We start from the raw sequence: 22,405 nt of genomic DNA on the forward strand, positions 1-22,405 counted from the left end.
TTCCGGGGTTTTTCTCCCACCGGTCCACGGGCTACCAGCGTATCAGCGCCGGAGGGCGGCGGCTTCCGACCACGCTCCGCGCACATGCGGACACGGACGCGCGCGGTCCACCGGATCCTCACCCGATGGTCACCCGTTCGGCGGATCCGTGTTGCCCGGAGGGGCATACAGATCATCTACGTGCGTCGTATCCTGCTCGGACGTCCGCTGCCGAGCCCGCCCGGCGACACGGCACCACCCCTCGCCCGTCAGCGCCGGAGTAACGAGAGCTCGTCAGTTCGTTGAGCGACAATGGTCGTTTGCGGCGCAGCGTTTGGCTTCACGGCCGGACGGCTGCTTTGCTTCATGGCTCAACGACGCATGACAAACCCCCCTTGACCGCACTAGCGACCGCCCCCACGCGGGGTGACGTGGCCGTTCGACTGGAGTTGCACGTGGCCGGGCGCATCGAAGACTACGCACTCATCGGAGACATGCAGACCGCCGCCCTGGTCTGCCGGGACGGCACAGTCGACTGGCTGTGCCTGCCCCGCTTCGACTCGCATGCCATCTTCGCCGGTCTGCTGGGCACCGGGGAACACGGCTTCTGGCGGCTCGGGCCCGCCTACGCCCCCGGCACCGAGCCGCCCACCGCCGCCCGGCGCGGCTACCGCGGCGACTCGCTGATCCTCGAATCCGAGTGGGACACCCCGCGCGGCACGGTCCGCGTGACCGATTTCATGCCGCCGCGCGACGGCGCCCCGCAGCTGATCCGGATCGTGGAGGGCGTCTCCGGCCGGGTGCCGATGCGTTCGGAGCTGCGGATGCGGTTCAGCTACGGCCGGGTCGTGCCGTGGGTGCACAAGCACGAGGGCCGCACGGTGGCGGTCGCGGGTCCGGACTCCGTGTGGTTCGACACGGAGGCCGAGACCTACGGCAAGGCACTGACCACGTACGCGGACTTCACGGTCGCTCCGGGTGACCGGATCGCGTTCACCATCTCCTGGGAGCCCTCGCACAAGCAGCCGCCGCCGCTGCCGGAGCCCGAGCAGTCGCTGGTGGCGACGGAGGACTTCTGGCGCGAGTGGGTCGAGCACTGCACGTACCACGGTCCCTACCGCGAGGCCGTGATCCGTTCCCTGATCACGCTGAAGGCGCTGACGTACGCCCCCACCGGCGGCATCGTCGCCGCGCCGACCACGTCCCTGCCCGAGGAGATCGGCGGCGTCCGCAACTGGGACTACCGCTACACCTGGCTGCGCGACGCGGCGATCACCCTGTCGTCCCTGCTGCGCACCGGCTACCGCGAGGAGGCCCGCGCCTGGCGCGAGTGGCTGCTGCGCGCGGTCGCCGGCGACCCGGAGAACCTGCAGATCATGTACGGCATCGCCGGCGAGCGCGAGCTCGGCGAGACGGAGCTGGACTGGCTGCCCGGCTACGAGGGCTCCACGCCGGTCCGGGTCGGCAACGGCGCGGCCCACCAGCTCCAGCTGGACGTGTACGGCGAGGTCACCGAGGCCCTGCACCTGGCCCACATGACGGGTCTGGCCCGCAACGACTACGCCTCGGTGCTCCAGCTGAAGCTGATCCGCTACCTCGAGGACCACTGGCAGGAGCCGGACGAGGGCATCTGGGAGGTGCGCGGCCCGCGCCGGCACTTCGTGCACTCCAAGGTGATGGCCTGGGTCGCCGTCGACCGCACCATCAAGCTGGTCGAGTCCGGCGACGCGGACGGCCCGCTGGAGCGCTGGAAGCAGCTGCGCGACGACATCCACCGGGACGTGTGCGAGAAGGGCTACGACGAGGAACGCAACACCTTCACGCAGTCCTACGGCTCCCGGGAGTTGGACGCCTCGCTGCTGCTGATCCCGCAGGTGGGCTTCCTGCCGCCGGACGACAAGCGGGTCATCGGCACCGTCGAGGCCATCCAGCGGGAGCTGTCCACGTCGGACGGCTTCATCCTGCGCTACCCGACGGACGGCAGGGACGAGGGCGTCGACGGCCTGCCCGGTGACGAGGGCGCCTTCCTGGCCTGCTCGTTCTGGATGGCCGACGACCTGGCGATGATCGGCCGGGTGGACGAGGCGCGCAAGCTCTTCGAGAAGCTGCTGTCCCTGCGCAACGACCTGGGCCTGCTCGCCGAGGAGTGGGACCCGCGCCTGCAGCGCCAGGTCGGCAACTTCCCCCAGGCCTTCAGCCACGTCCCCCTGATCGACACGGCCCTGCGCCTGACGGCGAGCGGGGCCTACGGGGGCTGAAGCGGGGCCCGCGGGGGCTCGAGGGGACTCGACAGGAAGCCCTGGCCGTACCCGCCTAGGCTGGGAACAGACACCAACCCCTTTCCGGAAGGGGACGGCCATGGCTTCCCTCTCGACGGCGGGTGCGGCGGTGGCCGCGCTGCAGGAAGAACTCACCGGTGAGGTGTTCATCCCCGGTGACCCGGGGTACGACGAGGCCCGGATCGTCCACAACGCCATGATCGACCGGCGGCCCGCCGTGATCGCGCGGTGCGCGCACGAGGACGACGTGGTGCGGGCCGTGCGCTTCGGCAGGGAGCTGGACCTGCCCATCGCGGTGCGCGGCGGCGGTCACAGCGTGTCCGGGCAGGCCCTCAACGACGGCGGTCTGGTGATCGACCTGCGCCTGATGCACGAGGTGACCGTCCACCCCGCGGCCAAGGCGGTACGGGTCGGCGGCGGGGCCACCATGAGTCACCTGGACCGCGCCACCCAGCCCTTCGGCCTCGCCACCACCGGCGGCCGCGCCTCGACCACCGGTGTCGGCGGCTTCGTGCTGGGCGGCGGCACCGGCTGGCTGGACCGCTGGTGCGGACTGGCCGTGGACAACCTGCTCGGCGTGGAACTGGTCACCGCCGACGCCCAGAAGGTCAAGGCCGGCGCCGACGAGAACCCGGACCTGTTCTGGGGACTGCACGGCGGCGGCGGGAACTTCGGCATCGCCACCGCGCTCACCCTGAGACTGCACGAGCTGCCGGAGTTCTCCATCGCCCTGCTGCTGTACCCGCCGGAGTCCGCCGAGGAGGTCGTGCGCACCTACCGCGACCTCGTCGAGTCGGGGCCCGACGAGGCGGGCGGCGGCGTCATCTTCCTCACCGGCCCGCCCGCGGACTTCGTCCCGCCGCCCCTGGTGGGCACCCTGCTGTGCGCGGTGCTCCTCACCTGCGCCGGTCCGGAGGCGGACCTGCGCAGGCTCGCCGGACCGCTGCTGGCGCTGCCCCACGAGGCCGAGGTCGTCGGTGCGATCCCGTACGCCGACCTGCAGTGCATGCTCGACGACCCGCCGGGGCTGCGGAACTACTGGTCGGCCGAGTACCTGAAGGGGCTCCCCGACGAGGCCGTGGACGTGTACTGCGCCCGTGCGGCCTCCATGCCCGTGCCGAGCAACACGCAGCACATCCTGTTCCCGCAGGGCGGCGCGATCTCCGACGGCCCGTCCGACTACCCGGTGCCCTACCGGGACGCCGCGTGGGTGGTGCACCCCTTCGGGGTGTGGGAGGAGCCGGACGACGACGAACGCGGCATCCGGTGGGTGCGGGACGTCCGCGCCGACGTCCGGCCGTGGAGCACCGGGGCGGTGTACCTCAACTTCATCGGCGACGAGGGCACGGACCGGGTGGTGGCCGGACTGGGTACCGAGAACACCCGCAGGCTCACGGAGCTGAAGCGGCGGTACGACCCGGACAACGTGTTCCGGTTCAACCACAACATCCCGCCCGCGTGAGGCGGACGCCCCGCCCGCGTGGGGCACGCGCGCGGGACGCCTCCCCGCGATGTGCCCGCCGGCGGCCCGCGCGGGTAGCGTCCGGCCCATGGACAGCGGCAAGGTCGACAGCGGCGACGGCTCCGGGGACGGCGGGTACGGGCCTCGGGGCGCCGGGATCACCGTGCGGCGGGCCCTGGAACTCCCCGGGCTGCGCAGTGGCCTGCCGGAGGTCGTCGCCGGTGCCGACCGCCTGCACCGCACCGTGCGCTGGGTGCACGCGGGCGAGGTGCCCAACATCGCCTCCCTCCTCAAGGGCGGTGAGCTCCTGCTGACCACGGGCTACGGCCTCGGCACCCGCCCCGCCGAGCAGCGGGCGTTCGTCCGCACGCTCGCCGAGCGCGGCATCGCGGCCCTCGTCGTGGAGCTGGGCCCGCGCTTCGCCCGGCTGCCCGCGACCCTCGTGGACACCGCCCGCGCGGCGGGGCTGCCGCTGGTCCAGCTGCACCGCGAGGTGCCGTTCGTGACGGTCACCGAGGAGATCCACACCGAGATCGTCAACGGCCACTACGCACTGCTCCAGCGGGCCGAGGAGGTGCACCGCCGCTGCACCCGGGCGCTCCTGGACGGCGGTGGAGTGCCCCATGTGCTCGGCGTCCTCGCCGAGTTCGGCGACAACCCGGTCTTCCTGGAGACGACCGACGGCCGCCTGCTGTACGCCGCCGGCTCCGGGCCCGAGGGTGCCGATCCGCTCCAGGTGTGGGAGGGGCTGCGGGGCCAGCACAAGGAGACCCCGCCCCCGGCGGGCTCGGTCCTGGTGGACGTGCCCGGCGGCGGCCCCGGCGCCGGGTCGGTGCGCGCCCGGCTGGTCCTGCTGCCCGTGCGGTCCCCGCTGGCGCCGGTGCACCGGATGGCGGCGGAGCGGGCGGCCGGCGTCCTCGCCGTGGTGCTGATGCAGGCGCGGCAGGAGGAGGAGCTGGCGGCGCGCGGGCGGGGCGACTTCCTCACCGACCTCGCCGAGGGCCGGATCACCCCGGAGAACGCCCCGGCGCAGGCCCGCGTCCTCGGCTTCAAGCCGGGCGGCAGTCCGCTGCTGCCGGTGGTGATGCGGCTCGGTGACTCCCTCGCCCCGGCCGGCGGCGGCTGGGCGGTGCTGGCCCGCGCGGTCGCCGAGGAGCTCGCGTCGGTCGGCGTGCCGGTGCTGCTGGGCGTACGGCCGGTGGAGGGCCGGGTGCCGCTCCTGCTGGGTCTGCGCTCGGAGTCGGAGCGGGCGGCGGTCGCCGACCGGGTCGCGGCGGCGCTGCGGGCGGGCGCCGAGCGGGCCGGGATGCGACGCCCGGGCGCGCACCCGCCGGTCGTGGTCGTCGGAGTCGCCGGCGGCTGGGCGGCGGCGTCGGCGGGGCTGCGGCACGCGGCGGAGACGGCGGCCGCGGCCCAGGGGCTGGACGACCGGCCGTGGTACGACGCCCGGCGCCTCGACATCGACCTGCTGCTGTGGCGGCTGCGCGACCATCCGGACCTGGCGGCGTTCGTCGACCGGGCGATCGGCCCCCTCCAGGACCACGACAACCGCTCCAGACCGCCCCTGCTGCCCACCCTCCAGACGTACTTGGCGCACGCGGGCCGCAAGGCGGAGACGGCGCGCGAGCTCCACCTGAACCGGCAGACGCTGTACAACCGGCTGGCGCGGATCGAGGAGTTGCTGGGCACGGACCTCGACGACCCGCAGACGGTCCTGGCGTTGAGCCTGGCCCTGCGAGCACGCCGGCACGTGCCGTAGCGCAGGACGCCCGGGCCGTGTCGTCGGACTCCCGTCGTCCGCCCGGAGGGCGGGCACGGCGGCGTCGGGCGGACGGAAGTTCGACGGCAGGGCCTAGAACAGCGGCGCGGGCCGGGTCAGTTCGTCGTAGACGCTCAGGACCTGGGCGACCGTCTCGTCCTCGGTCGGCCAGGTGGCCGCCTGACGTGTCCCGCGGTCGCGCAGCGCCTCCCGCCGGGCGGCGTCGCCGAGCAGTGCGACGACGGCGTCGGCGAGTGCCGCGGCGTCCCCGGGCGGGACGAGTTCGGCGGCGTCGCCGACGAGTTCGACGATGTCGCCGGTGCCGCCGGCGACGAGCGGCAGTCCCGTGTGGAGGGCCTCCTGTGCGAGAACGGAGCGCCCCGCCCCCCGGTGGTTCGGCAGCAGCGCGAGGTCGGCCGCCGCCAGCAGGTCGGTGACGTCGTCACGGCGGCCGATGAGCGCCACCGGCAGCCCCTCGTCCTCGATCCGCCGCTGCAGCTCCCCGCGCAGCGGGCCCTCCCCGGCGACGACGACCAGGGGCACGGGATCGAGACGGCGCCACGCGCGGGCGGCGTCGAGCAGGACGTCGTGTCCCCGGTGCCGTTCCAGGGAGCCGACCGTGATGAGTAACGGGCGTCCCAGGGCGCCCAGTTCGGCCCGGATCTTCGGGCGCGTCCGGTCGGGGTCCTGCGGCCCGGCGGCCCGCCGGGTCCGGTCGGGGAGGGCGACGGGCCCGAGCCGGGCGTCCCGCGCGCCGTTCAGCCGAGCCCGGTCGACCAGGTCCGAGGTGGCGCCCAGCACCACGGTGGCGGACCGCATCACCCGCCGTTCCAGTACCCGCAGCAGAGGGGCGCGCGCCCCTTCGGCGTGGACCCGGCCGTGCCGGGTGACGACGAACGGGGTGCGGCCCCGGCGCCCGCCGAGAGCGAGCACGGCGCGGAGGGAGGCGTGCAGCCCGTGCGCGTGCACCAGATCGGCGCCGGCGCACACCGCCCGCAGCGCCGCCACGGAGGCGGGGTCGCTGCTGCGCGGCACGTGCACGTGGTCGGCTCCGGCGCCGGTGAAGTCGTAGGTGCGTTCCGCCTCGGCGGGGGCGCACACCGTGACCTCCACGCCCCGCGCGACGAGCCCCGCGGCCAGTGAGCGCACGTGCGCGCTGCTGCCGGCGTCGCCTCCGCCCAGCACCTGCACGGTGCGCAGCGGTGGCCGGCCGAGCGGTGAGTGGCTGCTCGCGGGGGTCACGTGTCCCGGGACTCCTGGTTCGGCGGGGGACGGTCATGAAGAACGTACAGAAGGATGGTGCGGTCGGGGCGCGTCGGCGGCCTCCTGCGCGTCACGCCGTCAAGGATGCCAGCACGTACGGGTGTTCCGGGAACGACGATCCCCGCGCGCACGCGACCACGGGGCAACGGAACGGGACCGTTTCACTCACACGAGTGACGTGCCAGTTCGCTCACCCGGTCCCCGCACACCGCCGCGGCCACCAGCGCGACGGCGTGCGCGGCGAGGCCCGCCCTGCCGTTGCCGTCCACGACGGCGGCGCCCAGGGCCGCGCCCAGCGCGTGCGCCCCCGTGTCGCCGAACATCGTGCGCCCGGCGAGGTCGTCGGGCAGGACGGCCGCGGCGGCCCCCATCGCGACGGCGGCCGCCTCCGCCCCGGGCCCCTGCCGCAGCAGCCCCGGCGCCCCGAGCGCGAGGACCGTCACGGCGGCCCTGCCGGGGCGCACGTCCACGAGGTTGACGAAGTGGGCGGCGCCGGCGATCACGACGCCCGCGAGCACCTTGTCCAACGGCCGTTCCCTCATCACCGCACCCGCGACGAGCCCGGCCGCGCAGATCCCGAACAGCTTCACCGCCCCGCTGGTGACCTCCCCGTCCCGCAGCGCCGTCAGGTGCGCCCGGAACCCGCGCCTGGGGTCCTCGGCCCCCGCCACGTCGTCGTAGGCCCCGCAGACCCCGGCGGCGAGCACGGCCAGCCCGGCGGCGGGCCTCACCCGCGCCACCCCCGCTGCCGCCGCCACGGCGGACGCGGGCCCGGCGTACAGCCCGACGGCCCGCCCGGCGTGGTTCTCCCGTTCCCAGCGGTCACGGCCGCCCGGCGCCGTGGCCCGCAGCGCGGTCAGGGCGGTCCGGGCGACGGCTGCGGCGAGGACGAGGGAGGCACCAGGCCGGCGGCTGGAGGTGATCATCCCGTCACCCTACGGCCGTCGGGCCGGGTCTCCCGGGCCGTGCCGTCCCCGTCCGGGGATGCCGGGCCGGCGGGCGCCGTCGTGCGGGGGCCGTCATGCGGGCGCTCCGGGCACCGGAGGGGTGAGAGGGGTGCGGGCCTCGAGCGCCGCCCGCCCCAGCGTCAGCAGACGCAGGGCGCGGGGAAAGTCCTCGAGCTGTGCGGCGAGCCCGGTCGTCGCGGGGAGCAGGGCGCCGGCGGGAACGCCCCGGGCCTGGAGGATGTCGGCGGTCCACCGGAGGAAATCGGTGAACAGCGGCGCGTCGTCGACGTACAGGGCGGCGGCCAGGAAGTCGACGACGTGGGCCACGTCCTCGGCGGTGCGTTCGCGCTGGGCCTGCGTGTAGGTCCGCATCACCGGCAGGCTTTCCTCCAGCCCGGACAGGGTGTTCCTGACCAGCCGCGCCTTGCTGCCCACGACGAACGTGTACTCCTGGTCGCTCAGGTGCGGCAGGCCGTCGGCCGGCGGGTCGCCGGCGCCGGGCACGCGACGCGTGAGCCCGCTCGCGAGGATCTCCGCGGCGGCGCGTGCGTCCGGCGCCCAGGCGTCCGCGCCCAGCCGGCGTGCGTGGCGGCCGTCCGCGCCGAAGGCGGCGCCGCCGACGAGGACGGGGACGCCGACGGCCTGGACGGCGGTGACGGCCGCGTGCGCCGCGGGCAGCCGCGTGGGAAGCGACGAGGAGAGGGCCAGGACGTCGGGGGCGGTGTGGTGCATGTGCGCCACCAGGTGCGGGGTGGGCACCTGGGCGCCGAGGAAGTCCACCTCGTACCCCCGTCCCCGCAGCACCTCGGCGAGTATCCGCGCGGGCAGGGCGTGCCACTCCCCGTCCACACAGGCGACGGTCACGGCGGCGGCCGTACCCGGCGCGGAGGTGGTCGGGTCCGCGTCCCGGTGGGCCATGGCGGCGATGATCCGGTCGTGGATGGCGGTGGCCGCGTGCTCCTGCGCCACACCGAGGCGCCCCGCGGCCCACTCCGCGCCCACCCTCACCTGCACGGGCACGATGACGTCGAGCAGCGCCTCCTCGGTGGAGAGGCCGTCGTCCAGCGCGCCGAGGACGACGCGGCCGGCCGCGCGCTCGTCGCGGTCCGTCACCGCCCGCCACAGCGCGGTGCGCAGCCCGGTGACGGACCGGGGCGCTCCGTCGCCCGGCGCGGCCGGGGTGCCGGTGGGTGTCACGCCGTGCCGCCGTCCGCCGGCGCCGGGTGGGCCGACCGGGGAGCGGTGATCGCCACCAGGGCGATGTCGTCGTGCCGGTTGGCGCCGATCCACTCGGCGGCGAGCAGCTGGACGCGTTCGACGACGGCCTCGGCGGGCATCCCGGCGCAGTCGGCCACGGCGGCCCGCAGCCGCTCCTCGCCGAACATGACGTCGCCCAGGGGACCGCCCTTGGCCTCGGTGATCCCGTCGGTGAACATCAGGCACGTCTCGCCGGGTGCCAGGTCGACGTGCGCGGTGCGCGTCCTGATGCGGGGCAGGACGCCGATGAGCGTGCCGGAGGTGTCGGCCTCCTCGACGCTTCCGTCGTGCCGCACGATCAGCGGCGGCGCGTGGCCGGCGCTGGTCAGCCGCAGGCGGACCCGCGCGCCGCGGCGGACGACCGAGGCCAGGACGAGGGTCGCGAACCGGGTGTGGCGGCTGCCGAGGAGCGCGCCGTTGAGGAGGCGCAGCATGTTCTCGTGGTCGCCCGCCATGGGCAGCAGGGCGTGCAGCGTGTTGCGGATCTTGCCGGTGAGGACGGCGGCGTCCAGTCCCTTGCCGCACACGTCGCCGAGGATGGCGAGCGTCTCCTGACCGGGCTCGTCCGCGGGGTGGAGGTCGTAGAAGTCGCCCCCTATCCGCTCGGTGTCCTGCGCCGCCCGGTAGCCGCCGGCGAACTCCACGCCGTGCACCTGTCGCAGCGCGGGCGGCAGCAGGTCGGCCATGAGGGTGGCCGTGATGCCGGCCTGCTCCGAGTACATCCGGGCCGCGGAGAGCGCGGATCCGGCCCGGGCGGCGAACAGGCGGGCGATGACCTCCTCGGAGGCGTCGAACGCCGCCCGGTCGCCGCGGCGCAGCAGGATCAGCGCGCCGGCCGGCACGCCGTGCCCCGGCAGCGGGCAGACGGCGACCGACCCCACCGGACCGCCGAAGCCCTCGGGCACCGCCCAGGCGGGCAGGGCCGCGGGGTCGATCCACCTCGACGGCACCGGCGGGAAGCCCCGGAGGGCCTCGCCGAGGCCGGGTATCGACGACGGGTCGATGCGGGCGGTGGTGTGCCTGGGCGCGTCACCGCCCACGCTGCCCGCGAGGGGGTGCTGCCGGCCGTTCGCGGGGGCCACGAGGAGCGCCGCGTCGGCCAGGTGCTCGGCCGCCAGCCGTACGGTGACGTTCATGCACCGCTGGACGTTCAGCGACGCCGACAACCGGGTGGAGGTCTCGGCGAGGAAGGCGGTCCGCTCCTGCTCGTCGTGCAGCTCGCTCCGGGCCGGCATGCGGTCGGTGTCGTCGACCAGCCACCACACCACGTCGCCGTCCGTTCCCGGGGTGGGGTGTGCGGTCAGCGTCATGTGCCGGTGACGTCCGGTGACCGGCGGCGCGGGGGAGCCGAGGTCGCTGCCGGCCGTGCGCCGGTGGGCGTCGGTGAGCCAGGGCGGCACCACGCCGTCCAGCGTCGACCCGCGGGCCGCACCCGGGAACAGGGCGGCCGCCGAGGCGTTCACCCCCACGATCGTGCCGTCGGTGTCCGCGACGACGACCGGGTACGGGGCGCGCAGCCAGGAAGCGCCGATGTCCGGGGGCGAACCGCAGGGCTGCGTCGAGGCGTCTTCACATATCGTCATGTCCAAAGACCGCACGCGAGGGGTCTCATCACCTTCCCTGGAAGACACGCTCACCCCACCATGACCCGACACCCACGTCCACGACAAGCCGCCTTCCCCGGCCGGAGCGCGGTGCACTCCCCGGCCGCGCCGCGATCGGGCCGCTCCGACCTGCGGCGATGCCGCGGGCACCGGTGGATCCGGACCGCCGTGAAACCGCGGAGAGGAACGGCCGCGTGACGGCCGCGGAGAGAGGCACGGCGGTGTCCGGCACGTCCGACGCGCTGTCGCCGCCACCGGTCACGGCCGCCGCGGCACGCGCCCGGGTCAGGGACGTCCTCGACGGACTGCCGGCCCCGCTGCCCGCGACGGTGACGAACGACATACTGCTGATCACCTCCGAGCTGGTGACCAACGCGATCAGGCACGGCGGCGGTCTCACCGCGTTCCGCGCCGCACCGGAGGCCCGCGCACTGCGCATAGCGGTCACCGACCGCTCCCCCGCGCCACCGGTCGTCCGTGAGCCGGGGGACGGGAGGAACGGCGTGCCGGGCGGCTTCGGCTGGCCGCTCGTCCAGCGGCTCAGCCGGTCGGTCACGATCACCCCGGCTCCTCCGGGGAAGACGATCGAGGCCGTGGTGGCCTACGAGCCCCCGGCCGGCTGAGGCCGGCCCCTGACGGGCCCCACGGTGTCCGGCCGGCCCCCGCCCCGCGGGGGCCGGCCCACTTCTCCGCGGGTCCGGCCTACGCGTCCGCCCGGGCCGTCGCCAGCAGCTCCTCCGCATGGGCGCGGGCCGTCTGCGAGTCCTCCTGGCCGGCGAGCATCCGGGACAGCTCCCGGATCCGCTCCTCGCCCTCGAGGACCTTCACGCCCGAGCGGGTCACCGAGCCGTCGTTCGTCTTCTCCACCAGCAACTGCCGGTCGGCGAACGCGGCCACCTGCGGCAGGTGCGTGACCACGACGACCTGCGCCGTCTTCGCCAGCTTCGCCAGACGCCGCCCGATCTCCACCGCCGCCTTGCCGCCGACCCCGGCGTCGACCTCGTCGAAGAGGTACGTCGGCACCGGGTCGGTCCCGGCGAACACGACCTCCACGGCCAGCATCACGCGCGACAGTTCACCGCCGGAGGCGCCCTTGGCGATGGGCCGCGGCGGCGCGCCCGGGTGCGGGGCGAGCAGCAGCTCGACCTCGTCGGCACCGGACGGCCCGTAGGCGACCGTCCGCCCGCCGACCTCGACGCCCTCAGGGTCCTCGGTCTGCCGGATCGCGAACGACACTCGCGCGTGGGGCATGGCCAGCGACGCCAGTTCGGCGGTCACCGCGGCGGCGAACCGTTCGGCCGCCTCCGTCCGCGCGTCCGTCAACGCCTGGGCCAACCCGCCCAGTTCCGCCCTCAGCGCGTCCCGCTCGGCGGTCAGCTCGCCGATCCGCTCGTCGTCGCCGTCCAGCTCGGTCAGCCGCGCGGCGCTCCGCTCGGCCCAGGCCAGTACGGCGTCGACGTCCTCGCCGTACTTGCGGGTCAGCGCGGTCAGCGCGGCCCGCCGCTCCTCGACCGCCGCCAGCCGCAGCGGGTCGGCGTCCAGGTCGTCGGCGTATCCGGCCAGCTCCCCGGCCACGTCGCGCAGCAGGATCCCGACCTCGCCGATCCGCTCGGCGAGCGCGGCGAGCGCCGGATCGTGCGACCGCACGGCGTCCAGGGCCCGCTGGGCGCCCGCGACGAGCGTCGCCGCGTCCACGCCCTCGGGGTCCTCCGGGTCGCCCGCGAGCGCGGCGTGCGCGACCGTGGCGGCCGACGCCAGCGCCTCGGCGTGGCCCAGCCTCTCGGCCTCCTCCGCCAGCTCCGCGTCCTCACCGGCGCGCGGTTCGACGGCGGCGATCTCGTCGAGGCCGTAGCGCAGCAGATCGGCCTCCTGGGCGCGTTCACGCGCGCGCGTGGTGATCTCCTCCAGCTCGGAGGTGACGGCCCGCAGCCGACGGTAGGCCCCGGCGTACTTGGCGAGCGGCACGGCGACCGCGTCACCGGCGTACCGGTCCAGTGCCTGCCGCTGCCGGGACTGCTTCAGCAGCCCCTGCTGGTCGGTCTGCCCGTGCACGGCCACCAGCTCGTCGGCGAGCTCGGCGAGCATCCCCACGGGCACGGACCGCCCGCCCAGGTGCGCCCGCGAACGCCCTTCGGCGGAAACGGTGCGGCTGATCAGCAGGGCGCCGTCGTCCAGCTCGGCCCCGGCCTCCTCGGCCCGCACGACCGCCGCGGCGTCGCCGGGCACGGCGATCCGCCCCTCGACGACCGCGTTCTTGGCCCCGATCCGCACCAGTGCCGCGTCCGCCCGCCCGCCCAGGAGCAGCCCCAGGCTGGTGACCACCATGGTCTTGCCCGCGCCCGTCTCACCGGTGACAGCGGTGAACCCGGGCGACAGCTCGACAACGGCGTCGTCGATGACTCCGAGCGACCGTATCCGCATCTCCTCAAGCACGCACCGACCATACGAGGTTTCGCCCGTGCTGTGCGACGCCACCCCACCCGACCGGGGGCAGCCGCGGGGCGTCACCTGCGGACGGGTCGCTCGTTACTGCTCGCGTACCGCTCCCCGCCGCCGCGGGGACGCGGGCGCCGCGGCGGGTCGCGCTCAGTGCGGCGCCCCGCGCCACCCGGAGACGGGCAGCGCGAACTTGGCCACCAGCCGGTCCGTGAACGACGCGTGGTGCAGCCGGGCCAGCCGCACCGGCACCGCCCCCCGCCGCACCTCCACCCGCGCCCCGGGCGGCAGCTCCACCGTCCGCCGCCCGTCGCACCACAGCACGCCCGGCGGGATGTGCGGCAGCACCTCCACCGCGAGCACCGAGTCCGGCGAGGTCACCAGCGGCTTCGCGAACAGCGCGTGCGCGCTGATCGGTACCATCAGCAGCGCCTCGACCTCGGGCCACACCACGGGCCCGCCGGCCGAGAAGGCGTACGCCGTCGACCCGGTCGGCGTCGACAGCACGATGCCGTCGCAGCCGAACCCCGTCACGGGCCGCCCGTCGATCTCCAGCACCACCTCGAGCAGCTTCTCGGCGCCGGCCTTCTGCACGGCGGCCTCGTTCAGCGCCCAGTCGGTGTGCACGATGTCGCCGTTGCGGTGCACGACGACGTCGACGGTCATCCGCTCCTCGACCTCGTACGCCCGGTTCACCACCCGGTCGACGACCTTGTCGAGGTCGTCCCGCTCGGCCTCCGCGAGGAAGCCGACCCGGCCGAGGTTGACGCCGAGCATCGGCACCCCGGAGGCGCGGGCGAACTCGGCGCCGCGCAGCAGCGTCCCGTCACCGCCCAGCACGATGAGCAGCTCGCACCCGTCGAGGCACTGCGGGGTGGCCTCCCCGACCAGCTCCACCTCGTCCGGCAGCGGCAGATCGCACGCCTCGGCCTCCAGGACCCGCACCCCGATGCCGGCCAGCAACAGCCCCTTGACCACGAGCTCGGCGCTGCGGATGGCCGCGGGTCGCCCGGTGTGGGCGAGCAGGAAAACAGTACGAGCTCGGTTCTGTGTCAACGCGGCCCCTCCGCCACTGCACGGTCAACGTCGGCCGGGTCCAGTTCACCGGCCCCGGCCCGCAGCCACAGAAAGTACTCGACGTTCCCGGAGGGACCGGGCAGCGGACTGGCGGTGACCCCCTTCACGCCGAGTCCCAGCTCCCAGGCCCTGCGGGCGACCCCCCGTACGGCCTCGGCCCGCAGCTGCGCACTGCGTACCACTCCCCCGCTGCCCAGCCTCTCCTTGCCCACCTCGAACTGCGGCTTCACCATCATCACCAGGTCGGCGTCCGGCCGCGTGCACCGCACCAGGGCGGGCAGCACCAGCCCGAGCGGGATGAAGGACAGATCCCCCACGACAAGGTCCACGGGCTCCCCATCGATCGCCTCCAGCGTCAACTCGCGTACGTTCGTACGGTCCTTGACGGTGACGCGTTCATCCTGCTGCAGACTCCACGCGAGTTGTCCGTAGCCGACGTCCACCGCGACGACGTGCGCGGCGCCCGCCCGCAGCAGGACGTCGGTGAAGCCGCCGGTGGAGGCGCCGGCGTCGAGCGCGCGCCGCCCCTCGACGACGAGGCCCTGCGGCACGAACGCCGACAGGGCGCCGGCGAGCTTGTGGCCGCCGCGCGAGACGTAGTCCGGATCGCTGTCGTCCTGGGTGACGACGATGGCCGCGGCGGTCTCCACCTGGGTGGCGGGCTTGGTCGCGACGGTCTTGCCGACGCTCACCCGGCCGGCGGCGATCAGCTGGCTGGCGTGTTCGCGCGAGCGCGCCAGCTTGCGGCGGACCAGCTCCGCGTCGAGACGGCGGCGTGCGACTCCTGCCACGTTCGGTTCAGCTCCTGTGTTCGTGTGACCGCGGGGGCACCGGAGGTCCCGGGCGGGCGTCGAGCGCGGTGAGCGCGTCGCGCAGCCCCCGGTGTACATCCTCGTACACCGCGACGTGCCCGTCCGTGGCGAGGTGGTCGGCGTCGGTCAGGCGCCGCAGCACCGCGTCCACCTCGGGGTCGCCGGTGGGGGCGCGGGGGACGCCCAGCGGGGCGGGGGCGGCCGGGTCGTGCGCGGGGGCCTCCTCCCGGGCCCCGGCCTCGGCCACGGCACCGGCGGTGGTCTCGGTGGCCTCCTGGGACCCCGTCTCCGGGACTGCGTCGCTCATGCGTCGACGCTACCGCGAACCACTGCGGTACGGTCTGTCCCGATGGCGACGACCGAGGAGTGCCGTGCCGCACTCGACAAGCTTTCGGACATCATGTGCCGTGCCGAGGGGGACGTGCGGGCGGCGGCCGCGCTGGACCGGTCGGTGAGCTGCCACATCACCGACCTGGACGTCACCTTCGCGGGGCGCATGACGGGCGGCCGGATCGACGTGCGCGAGACCCTGGAGGGTCCGCCGCGCGAGAAGGCCGAGATCAGGCTGGCGATGACCGGCGACGACCTGGTGGCCCTGGTCGGCGGCGAGCTGGGCTTCGCCAGGGCCTGGGGGTCGGGCCGGGTGAGGCTGGAGGCGGGTCTGCGCGACCTGTTCCGCCTCCGGAAGCTTCTGTAGCCGCTCTCAGGAGCGTTCCGCGGCCGACACCTTCTCGCGTCCGGCGCCGCCGGTGAGGCGTGCCCTGCGCGCGGCCGGCACCACCAGCGGCGTGCCCGTCTCCGGGTCGTCGATGACCTGGCACCGCAGTCCGAAGACCTCCTCGACCAGTTCGGCCGTGACGATGTCGTTCGGCGCGCCCTCGGCGATGACCTTCCCGCCGCGCAGGGCGATGAGGTGGGTGGCGTACCGGGCGGCGTGGTTGAGGTCGTGCAGGACGGCCACGAGGGTGCGGCCCTGGGTCTCGTGGAGTTCCGCGCACAGGTCCAGGACGTCGATCTGGTGCTGGATGTCCAGGTACGTCGTCGGCTCGTCGAGCAGCAGCAGCGGGGTCTGCTGGGCCAGCGCCATGGCGATCCACACGCGCTGGCGCTGCCCGCCGGAGAGTTCGTCGACGTAGCGGTCGGCGAGTTCCGCGACGCCGGTCTGCGCCATCGACTCCCGGACGACCCGCTCGTCCTCCGCCGACCACTGGCGCAGCAGGCCCTGGTGCGGGTAGCGGCCGCGGCCCACCAGGTCGCCGACGGTGATGCCGTCGGGCGCGATGGACGACTGCGGCAGCAGGCCGAGGGTCCGCGCGACCTGCTTGGCGGGCATCGACTGGATGACCGACCCGTCGAGGAGCACCCGGCCCCGGGTGGGCTTCAGCATCCGCGACAGGGCGCGCAGCAGGGTGGACTTGCCGCAGGCGTTGGGGCCGACGATCACCGTGAAGGAGTTGTCGGGTATCTCCACCGACAGCTGCTCGGCGATGACCCGCTGGTCGTAGGCGAGGGTGACGTTCTCGGCGGACAGACGGTTCACGGTGCTCCTTCGGTTGTTCGGCCCGCCGACGGCGGTGACGCCGGCGCTCATATCCGGCCCGCCCTGCGCTCGGTGACCAGCAGCCACAGCAGGTAGACGCCGCCGAGGACGCCGGTGACCACGCCCACGGGCAGCCGGTCGGCGCCGAAGGCCCGCTGCGAGACCCAGTCGGCGCCGACCAGCAGGGCGGCGCCCATGCACAGCGACGGCAGCAGGTTGGGGCCGGGCGAGCGGGTCAGGCGCCGGGCGAGCTGCGGCGCGGTGAGCGCGACGAAGCCGACCGGCCCGGCGGCGGCGGTCGCGGCGGCGGTGAGCAGCACGGCGGCCACCATCAGCAGCATCCGCACGCGCTCGACGCGCACGCCGAGGGCGTACGAGACGTCGTCGCCCATCTCCATCAGCCTGAGCGCCCGGCCGTTGACGAGGACGAGCGGCACGAGCACCGCGCACAGCACCAGCAGGGGCCAGACCTGTGCCCAGTCGCGGCCGTCGAGGGACCCGGTCATCCAGACGACGGCACGGGCGGCGTCGACGATGTCGGCCCGGGTCATCAGATACCCGTTGACCGCCGTGACGATCGCGGACATGCCGATGCCGACCAGGACCAGTCGATAGCCGTGCACGCCCCGCTTCCAGGCGAGCACGTAGATACCGGTGCCGGTCACCAGGCCGCCCGCGAGCGCCCCGAGGGTGACCTGGGTGGCGGTCCCGGAGAACAGGACGATCATCACGAGGGCGCCGGCCGTCGCCCCCTGGCCGAGACCGAGGACGTCCGGACTGCCCAGCGGGTTGCGCGAGATGGTCTGGAACAGCGCGCCGCCCAGCCCGAGCGCGGCACCGACCAGCAGCCCGACCAGGACCCGCGGCAGCCGCAGTTCCTCGACGATGAACTCCTGGCTGGGGTTCCCGCCGCCGGCCAGGGTCTTCAGCACGTCCCCGGCCGGTATCTCGAAGTCGCCGGTCCCGATCAGCAGGACGCTCGCGGCGAGCGCGACGACCAGCAGCAGGGCCACGACGACCACGGCCCGGACGTCGAGGCGCAACGAGAGCCCTCCCGGGCCGCGTACAGCACGATGCGTCTTCACAGCTGGGCCGTCCTCCGCCGTCGTACGAGAAAGATGAAGACCGGTCCGCCGAGGACCGCGGTGACGATGCCGACCTGGAGCTCCGAGGGCCGCGCGACGATCCGGCCGAGGACGTCCGCGCCGAGCAGCAGCACGGGCGACAGGATCGCGGCGTACGGCATGATCCAGCGCATGTCCGGTCCGGTGAAGGACCGCACGATGTGCGGGACCATCAGCCCGACGAACACGATCGGCCCGCAGGCGGCGGTCGCGGCCCCGCACAGCACGGTCGCGGCGAGCATGGACAGCGCCCGGGTGCGGTTCAGGTGGGCGCCGAGGGCCCTGGCGGTGTCGTCGCCCATCTCCATGGCGTTGAGCGGCTTGGACAGTGCGAGCGCGAGGACCGTGCCCGCCACGAAGAACGGCAGCACTTCCCCGATGGTCCCGGTCGTCGCCGAGGACAGCGAACCGACCGTCCAGAACCGCATCGGGCCCAGCGCCGCGTCATCCATGATCATCACGGCCTGGAGGTAACCGAAGAGGGCGGCGCTGATCGCGGTGCCGGCCAGCACCAGCCGCACCGGCGTGGCTCCCCGGCTCCCGCCCAGGAACCAGACCAGCGCGCCGACCCCCGCCGCACCGGCGAAGGCGAACCAGACGTATCCGCTCAGCGAGGTGACGCCGAAGAAGGTGATGGCCGTGACGACCGCCGCCGAGGCGCCCGCGTTGATGCCGAGCAGGCCGGGGTCGGCCAGCGGATTGCGGGTGAGCGCCTGGAGCACGGCCCCGGCGAGGCCGAGCGCGGCACCGGCCAGCAGGCCGAGCACGGTCCGCGACAGCCGATCGCTCACCACGACGTCGCCGTAGGTACCCGAGTCGTGGAACAGGCCGTGCCAGACCTGGGCCAGCGACAGGTCCTTCGCGCCGACCGCGATGCTCGCCATCGCGATCAGCACCAGGATCGCTGCGGAGAGGGGCAACCCGGCGGCACGGAGCGCGCGGCGCCTCGGGGGCGCGGGAGCGGTCTCCGCGCACTGTTCGGGGGGACTGTCGACCAACACGCAGTTAGGTTAGCCTACCCTGTCATTCGATCATGATCCCAGGCAGCCGCCGCGGCGCCGACCGGCGAGGCCCGGCGAGGCCCTGCCGGGCTCCTTCCCCCTCGTCCGGCGTGCAACCCCGGCCATTCCCCGGCTCACAGCCCCAGCCGCGCCAGCGCCTTCCCCCCGTCCAGCGCGCAGGCGTTCTCCCCGCCCGCCGTCCAGGCCGCCGCGCACAGCGCGCGCAGTCCGTCCAGCGCCTCGCCGTCGCCCCGCAGCTCCAGCCGCTCGTCGCCCGCGGTCGCCGTCCAGCCGCCGCAGCGGAACCCGCCGTCCTCGTCGTCCGTGACCTCCGGCTGCCCGGTGAGCAGTCCGCGCAGATCGGCGTCGACGTACGTCGGCCGGTGATGCGGGGGCGCGGCCAGCAACCGGGCGCCGTCGGTCACCCCGGTCAGCACGAGCAGCGAGTCGACGCCCCCGTTGAACGCGCCCTCGATGTCCGTGTCCAGCCGGTCCCCGACCACCAGGGGCCGCTCGGCCCCGGTCCGCAGGATCGTCTCCCGGTGCATGGGAGGCAACGGCTTCCCCGCGACCTGCGGCTCGGCGCCGGTGGCGATCCGCACGACCTCCACCGCAGCGCCGTTGCCCGGTGCGATCCCCCGGGCACTCGGGATCGTCAGGTCGGTGTTGGAGGCGTACCACGGCACGCCGCGCGCGATCGCGTAGGACGCCTCGGCGAAACGCCCCCACGGCAGGTCGGGCCCGCCGAAGCCCTGCACCACGGCCGCCGGATCGTCCTCCGCCGACTCGACCGGCACGAGCCCGCGCTCGCGCAGCGCGACGCGCAGCCCCTCCCCGCCGATCACCAGCACCCGCGAGCCCGACGGCACCTGCTCGGCGATCAGCCGCGCCACCGCCTGCGCCGACGTGATGACGTCGTCCGCCTGCGTCGGTATGCCCAGCTCGGTCAGGTGCGCGGCGACCGCGTCGGGCGTCCGGAGCGCGTTGTTCGTGACGTACGCCAGGCGCATCCCGCCCGACCGGGCCTCGGCGAGGGAGTCCACCGCGTGCGCGATCGCGTTCCCCCCGGCGTACACGACACCGTCCAGATCGAGCAGCGCCGTGTCGTACGCCTCGCTCAGGTCCCGCCCACTGCCGTCGGGCCTCGTCCTGACGCTCCGGCTCATTGCACATCGCTCCTCATCAGACGCCTTTCCCCCGATCATCCCCCATGCGGCCGACAGTCGTACGATGCCGGGATGAATACTGAGGGTCACCCGGAAGCAACGGCGCGCCGGGGCCTGGAACTCACCCCGTTCCGAGGCCTCCGTTACGACCCCGACCGGGTCGGCAGCCTGGCCGCCGTGACGTCCCCTCCGTACGACGTCGTGGTCCGCCCCGACGGGCTGCTCCACCTCGAGTCCGCCGACCCGCACAACATCGTCCGGCTGATCCTGCCCCAGGCCGCCACGCCGGACGCCCGCAACGCCCAGGCCGCCGACACGCTGCGCCGCTGGCGGTCCGAGGGCGTCCTCACCGCCGACGCGGAACCGGGCCTGTACGTGTACGAGCAGCGCGACGGCGCCGGCCTGCTGCAACGCGGCATCATCGGCGCCCTGCGGGTGTCCGACCCGGCGGAGCAGGTGGTACTGCCGCACGAGGACGTCATACCGCACGTCGTCGCCGACCGCGCGGCACTGATGCGGGCCACCTCGGCGAACCTCGAGCCGCTCCTGCTGACCTACCGGGGCGACGGCGCGACGGCCGCGACGACCACCGTCGTGGAGCGCACCGCCGGACGGCCGCCGCTCCTGTCGACGACCACGGAGGACGGCTTCTGCCACCGCCTGTGGTCACTCACCGACCCCGACGACCTGGCCCGCGTCCGGGCCGAACTCGCGGAGCACCAGGCCCTGATCGCCGACGGCCACCACCGCTGGGCGACCTACCGCAGGCTCCGCGCGGAGCACCCCTCCCCCAGCCCCTGGGACCACGGCCTCGTCCTGCTGGTCGACACGGCCCGCTATCCGCTCCGCGTCCGCGCCATCCACCGTCTGCTGCACGGCCTCCCGGTGAGCGACGCGGTGGCGGCCCTGGACGGCCACTTCCGCGTCCGGCGCCTGGAGACGTCCCTGCCCGAGGCCATGGACGCCCTGGCGGAGGCCGCCGGCGCGGGCAACGCGTTCCTGCTCGCCGGCGACGGCGCCTTCCACCTCGTGGACCGGCCGGACACCGGTCTGCTGGCCCGCACGGTCCCCACCGACCGTCCCGAGGCCTGGCGCACCCTGGACGCCACCGTCCTGCACGCCACGCTCCTCGCCCACGTCTGGCGCATCCCCGAGGACTCCGCGGCCCACATCGCGTACATCCACGACACGGCGGCCACGGTCGAGAAGGCGGAACGCGACGGCGGTACGGCCGTCCTGATGCACCCCGTGCGCGAGGAGGTCGTCCGCGACCTGGCCCGACAGGGCGTCACGATGCCCCGCAAGTCGACGTCGTTCGGCCCGAAGCCGGCCTCGGGCCTGGTGCTGCGCGCGCTGGACCTGTGACCCGGCATGACGAAGGGGCGGGACCCGGTGCACGGGCCCGCCCCTTCGTCATACCGGGTGGACGTCAGTCCTTCTCGCCGTCCTCGACGTCCTTGCCGTCCGCGTCGCCGTCCTCGCCGGCCGGACCGTCCGCGTCGCTCTCGTGCACGCCGTCGTCCTCGCGCTCGTCGAGGGCGTCCACGAACTCCACCCCGTCCAGCTCGGCGAGCCGGTCGGAGGCGTCCGTGCTGCCGTCCCGGTCGGACTCCACGGCCTTGGCGAACCACTCCCGCGCCTCCTGTTCCCGGCCGGCGGCCAGCAACGCGTCGGCGTAGGCGTACCGCAGTCGTGCGGTCCACGGCTGCACGGAGTGGGAGGCCAGCTCGGGGCTCTGCAGCGTCACGATGGCCGCGTCCAGCTGCCCCATGTCGCGCCGGGCGCCGGCCGCCACGAGCCGCATCTCGACCTGTCCGGCCTTGTCCAGCTTCTGCACCTCGGGGGCGCCGGCCATGTCCAGCGCCTTCTCCGGCCGGCCGAGGCCGCGCTCGCAGTCGGCCATGACCGGCCACAGCTCCACGGAGCCGGTCATCCGCCGGGCGGCCCGGAACTCGGCGAGCGCCTCCGCGTACTTCTGGTTGGCGTACGCGGCGAACCCGCCCGCCTCGCGTACGGCGGCGACACGCGACGCCAGTCGGAGGGCCACCTTGGAGTAGCCGTACGCGGCTTCGGGGTCCTCGTCGAGGAGCCGGGCGACCATCACGAGGTTCCTGGCGACGTCCTCCGCGAGCGTCTTGGGCAGGCTCTGCAGCTCCTGCTTGACGTCCTTGTCGATCTCGTCGCCGGTGACCTCCTCGGGGATCGGCAGCCTCTTGATCGGCTCCCGGTCACGGTCCCGCTCCTCGCGGAAACGGCCACCGCCGCCCTGCCGGTCGTCACGCCCACGGAAGCCGCCCGGTCGCCCGCCGCGGTCGTCCCGACGGGGGCCGCGCCCACCGCGATCGTCCCGCCCGCGGTACCCACCGCGGTCACCGCCACGGTCCCCACCGCGGCTGTCGTCACGGCGGTAGCCACCACGGTCGTCGTCGCGCCGGCCGAAGCCACCACGGTCGTCACGACGGTCGTCGCGACGGAAGGAGGGACGGTCACCCCCACGCTCGTCACGACGGTCGTCCCTGCGGTCGTCACGCCGGAACGAAGGACGCTCACCGCGGTCACCGCGGTCGTCGCGACGGAAGGACGGACGGTCACCCCCACGGTCGTCACGGCGGAACGACGGGCGGTCACCGCGATCGTCGCGGCGGAAGGGGGACGGTCGCCCCCACGGTCGTCCCTGCGGTCGTCCCTGCGGTCGTCAC

Annotated in this window: 19 protein-coding genes; 6 read left to right on the forward strand and 13 right to left on the reverse strand. The window is 74.6% G+C overall.

Going from position 1 to position 22,405, the window contains the following annotated elements; all coding sequences use genetic code 11:
• The first annotated feature begins 434 nt into the window (after positions 1-434).
• The 3 genes from JHAT_RS19915 (at position 435) to JHAT_RS19925 (ending at position 5,479) form a co-directional block, all read left to right on the forward strand.
• Positions 435-2,237: a glycoside hydrolase family 15 protein gene (locus JHAT_RS19915; RefSeq protein ID WP_077799575.1), complete on the forward strand. Its 1,803-nt coding sequence runs from the start codon at positions 435-437 to the stop codon at positions 2,235-2,237.
• 100 nt (positions 2,238-2,337) lie between these two features.
• Entirely contained in the window at positions 2,338-3,720 is a 1,383-nt protein-coding gene (locus JHAT_RS19920) for an FAD-binding oxidoreductase (RefSeq protein ID WP_077799576.1), read from the forward strand.
• Between the two features lie 88 nt (positions 3,721-3,808).
• On the forward strand, positions 3,809-5,479 hold the full coding sequence (locus JHAT_RS19925) for a PucR family transcriptional regulator (RefSeq protein ID WP_077799577.1): 1,671 nt from the start codon (positions 3,809-3,811) through the stop codon (positions 5,477-5,479).
• Positions 5,480-5,572: 93 nt separating this feature from the next.
• On the opposite strand, the gene JHAT_RS19930 is transcribed toward JHAT_RS19925, so the two are convergent.
• The 4 genes from JHAT_RS19930 to JHAT_RS19945 form a co-directional block, all read right to left on the reverse strand.
• Positions 5,573-6,721, reverse strand: coding sequence for a glycosyltransferase family 4 protein (locus JHAT_RS19930; protein ID WP_077799578.1), 1,149 nt, complete (start codon positions 6,719-6,721; stop codon positions 5,573-5,575).
• 182 nt (positions 6,722-6,903) lie between these two features.
• A complete protein-coding gene (locus JHAT_RS19935) occupies positions 6,904-7,668 on the reverse strand; it encodes a hypothetical protein (protein WP_077799579.1) in 765 nt (254 codons plus the stop codon).
• A gap of 93 nt (positions 7,669-7,761) precedes the next feature.
• Positions 7,762-8,886, reverse strand: a complete 1,125-nt coding sequence (locus tag JHAT_RS19940; RefSeq protein ID WP_077799580.1) for a cobalamin B12-binding domain-containing protein — start codon at positions 8,884-8,886, stop codon at positions 7,762-7,764.
• Positions 8,883-10,529, reverse strand: coding sequence for a SpoIIE family protein phosphatase (locus JHAT_RS19945; protein WP_077799581.1), 1,647 nt, complete (start codon positions 10,527-10,529; stop codon positions 8,883-8,885). The genes JHAT_RS19940 and JHAT_RS19945 overlap by 4 nt, the downstream gene beginning before the upstream one ends.
• A gap of 215 nt (positions 10,530-10,744) precedes the next feature.
• Between JHAT_RS19945 and JHAT_RS19950 the strand changes: the two genes are divergently transcribed.
• Positions 10,745-11,173, forward strand: a complete 429-nt coding sequence (locus tag JHAT_RS19950) for an ATP-binding protein (RefSeq protein WP_253195551.1) — start codon at positions 10,745-10,747, stop codon at positions 11,171-11,173.
• Between the two features lie 79 nt (positions 11,174-11,252).
• On the opposite strand, the gene recN is transcribed toward JHAT_RS19950, so the two are convergent.
• The 4 genes from recN to JHAT_RS19970 form a co-directional block, all read right to left on the reverse strand.
• Entirely contained in the window at positions 11,253-12,971 is a 1,719-nt protein-coding gene (gene recN, locus JHAT_RS19955) for a DNA repair protein RecN (RefSeq protein WP_077799583.1), read from the reverse strand.
• Positions 12,972-13,136: 165 nt separating this feature from the next.
• Positions 13,137-14,042, reverse strand: coding sequence for an NAD kinase (locus JHAT_RS19960; RefSeq protein ID WP_077799584.1), 906 nt, complete (start codon positions 14,040-14,042; stop codon positions 13,137-13,139).
• On the reverse strand, positions 14,039-14,854 hold the full coding sequence (locus JHAT_RS19965) for a hemolysin (RefSeq protein ID WP_077799585.1): 816 nt from the start codon (positions 14,852-14,854) through the stop codon (positions 14,039-14,041). The genes JHAT_RS19960 and JHAT_RS19965 overlap by 4 nt, the downstream gene beginning before the upstream one ends.
• 7 nt (positions 14,855-14,861) lie before the next feature.
• The gene (locus JHAT_RS19970) at positions 14,862-15,182 is read right to left on the reverse strand and encodes a hypothetical protein (protein ID WP_077799586.1); all 321 of its coding nucleotides are present in this window, start codon (positions 15,180-15,182) and stop codon (positions 14,862-14,864) included.
• Positions 15,183-15,224: 42 nt separating this feature from the next.
• Here JHAT_RS19970 and JHAT_RS19975 point away from each other — a divergent pair, with 42 nt between their 5' ends.
• Positions 15,225-15,572 carry a sterol-binding protein gene (locus JHAT_RS19975; protein ID WP_077799587.1) on the forward strand — a complete coding sequence of 116 codons (348 nt, stop codon included), beginning with the start codon at positions 15,225-15,227 and terminating at the stop codon, positions 15,570-15,572.
• A 6-nt stretch (positions 15,573-15,578) separates the two neighbouring features.
• Here the strand turns inward: JHAT_RS19975 and JHAT_RS19980 are convergent, their stop codons facing one another.
• From JHAT_RS19980 to JHAT_RS19995, 4 genes are all read right to left on the reverse strand, one after another.
• Positions 15,579-16,466 (reverse strand): ABC transporter ATP-binding protein, encoded by an 888-nt coding sequence (locus JHAT_RS19980; RefSeq protein WP_077799588.1) that lies wholly within the window; start codon positions 16,464-16,466, stop codon positions 15,579-15,581.
• Positions 16,463-17,500: an iron chelate uptake ABC transporter family permease subunit gene (locus JHAT_RS19985; protein WP_077799589.1), complete on the reverse strand. Its 1,038-nt coding sequence runs from the start codon at positions 17,498-17,500 to the stop codon at positions 16,463-16,465. Before JHAT_RS19985 ends, JHAT_RS19980 begins: the two co-directional genes overlap by 4 nt.
• On the reverse strand, positions 17,497-18,540 hold the full coding sequence (locus tag JHAT_RS19990) for an iron ABC transporter permease (RefSeq protein ID WP_077799590.1): 1,044 nt from the start codon (positions 18,538-18,540) through the stop codon (positions 17,497-17,499). Before JHAT_RS19990 ends, JHAT_RS19985 begins: the two co-directional genes overlap by 4 nt.
• A gap of 134 nt (positions 18,541-18,674) precedes the next feature.
• Complete coding sequence (locus tag JHAT_RS19995; RefSeq protein WP_077799591.1) at positions 18,675-19,706, reverse strand: HAD-IIA family hydrolase; 1,032 nt, start codon at positions 19,704-19,706, stop codon at positions 18,675-18,677.
• Between the two features lie 72 nt (positions 19,707-19,778).
• Between JHAT_RS19995 and JHAT_RS20000 the strand changes: the two genes are divergently transcribed.
• Positions 19,779-21,071, forward strand: a complete 1,293-nt coding sequence (locus tag JHAT_RS20000; protein WP_077799592.1) for a DUF1015 domain-containing protein — start codon at positions 19,779-19,781, stop codon at positions 21,069-21,071.
• A 64-nt stretch (positions 21,072-21,135) separates the two neighbouring features.
• Here JHAT_RS20000 and JHAT_RS20005 read toward each other — a convergent pair whose 3' ends face one another.
• Positions 21,136-21,915: a tetratricopeptide repeat protein gene (locus tag JHAT_RS20005; RefSeq protein WP_107481969.1), complete on the reverse strand. Its 780-nt coding sequence runs from the start codon at positions 21,913-21,915 to the stop codon at positions 21,136-21,138.
• Positions 21,916-22,405 lie beyond the last annotated feature (490 nt).

The organism is Streptomyces sp. JHA26 (assembly GCF_002005565.1).
In the GTDB taxonomy this organism is placed as follows: Bacteria; Actinomycetota; Actinomycetes; order Streptomycetales; family Streptomycetaceae; genus Streptomyces.

What these genes read in the sequence shown, in the direction of transcription:
- JHAT_RS20000 (WP_077799592.1), top strand. Translation starts at nt 19,779, where the DNA reads ATGAATACTGAGGGTCACCCGGAAGCAACGGCGCGCCGGGGCCTGGAA.
- JHAT_RS19935 (WP_077799579.1), bottom strand. Translation starts at nt 7,668, where the DNA reads ATGATCACCTCCAGCCGCCGGCCTGGTGCCTCCCTCGTCCTCGCCGCA.
- JHAT_RS19975 (WP_077799587.1), top strand. Translation starts at nt 15,225, where the DNA reads ATGGCGACGACCGAGGAGTGCCGTGCCGCACTCGACAAGCTTTCGGAC.
- recN (WP_077799583.1), bottom strand. Translation starts at nt 12,971, where the DNA reads ATGCGGATACGGTCGCTCGGAGTCATCGACGACGCCGTTGTCGAGCTG.
- JHAT_RS19970 (WP_077799586.1), bottom strand. Translation starts at nt 15,182, where the DNA reads ATGAGCGACGCAGTCCCGGAGACGGGGTCCCAGGAGGCCACCGAGACC.
- JHAT_RS19945 (WP_077799581.1), bottom strand. Translation starts at nt 10,529, where the DNA reads ATGACGATATGTGAAGACGCCTCGACGCAGCCCTGCGGTTCGCCCCCG.
- JHAT_RS19980 (WP_077799588.1), bottom strand. Translation starts at nt 16,466, where the DNA reads ATGAGCGCCGGCGTCACCGCCGTCGGCGGGCCGAACAACCGAAGGAGC.
- JHAT_RS19920 (WP_077799576.1), top strand. Translation starts at nt 2,338, where the DNA reads ATGGCTTCCCTCTCGACGGCGGGTGCGGCGGTGGCCGCGCTGCAGGAA.
- JHAT_RS19995 (WP_077799591.1), bottom strand. Translation starts at nt 19,706, where the DNA reads ATGAGCCGGAGCGTCAGGACGAGGCCCGACGGCAGTGGGCGGGACCTG.
- JHAT_RS19925 (WP_077799577.1), top strand. Translation starts at nt 3,809, where the DNA reads ATGGACAGCGGCAAGGTCGACAGCGGCGACGGCTCCGGGGACGGCGGG.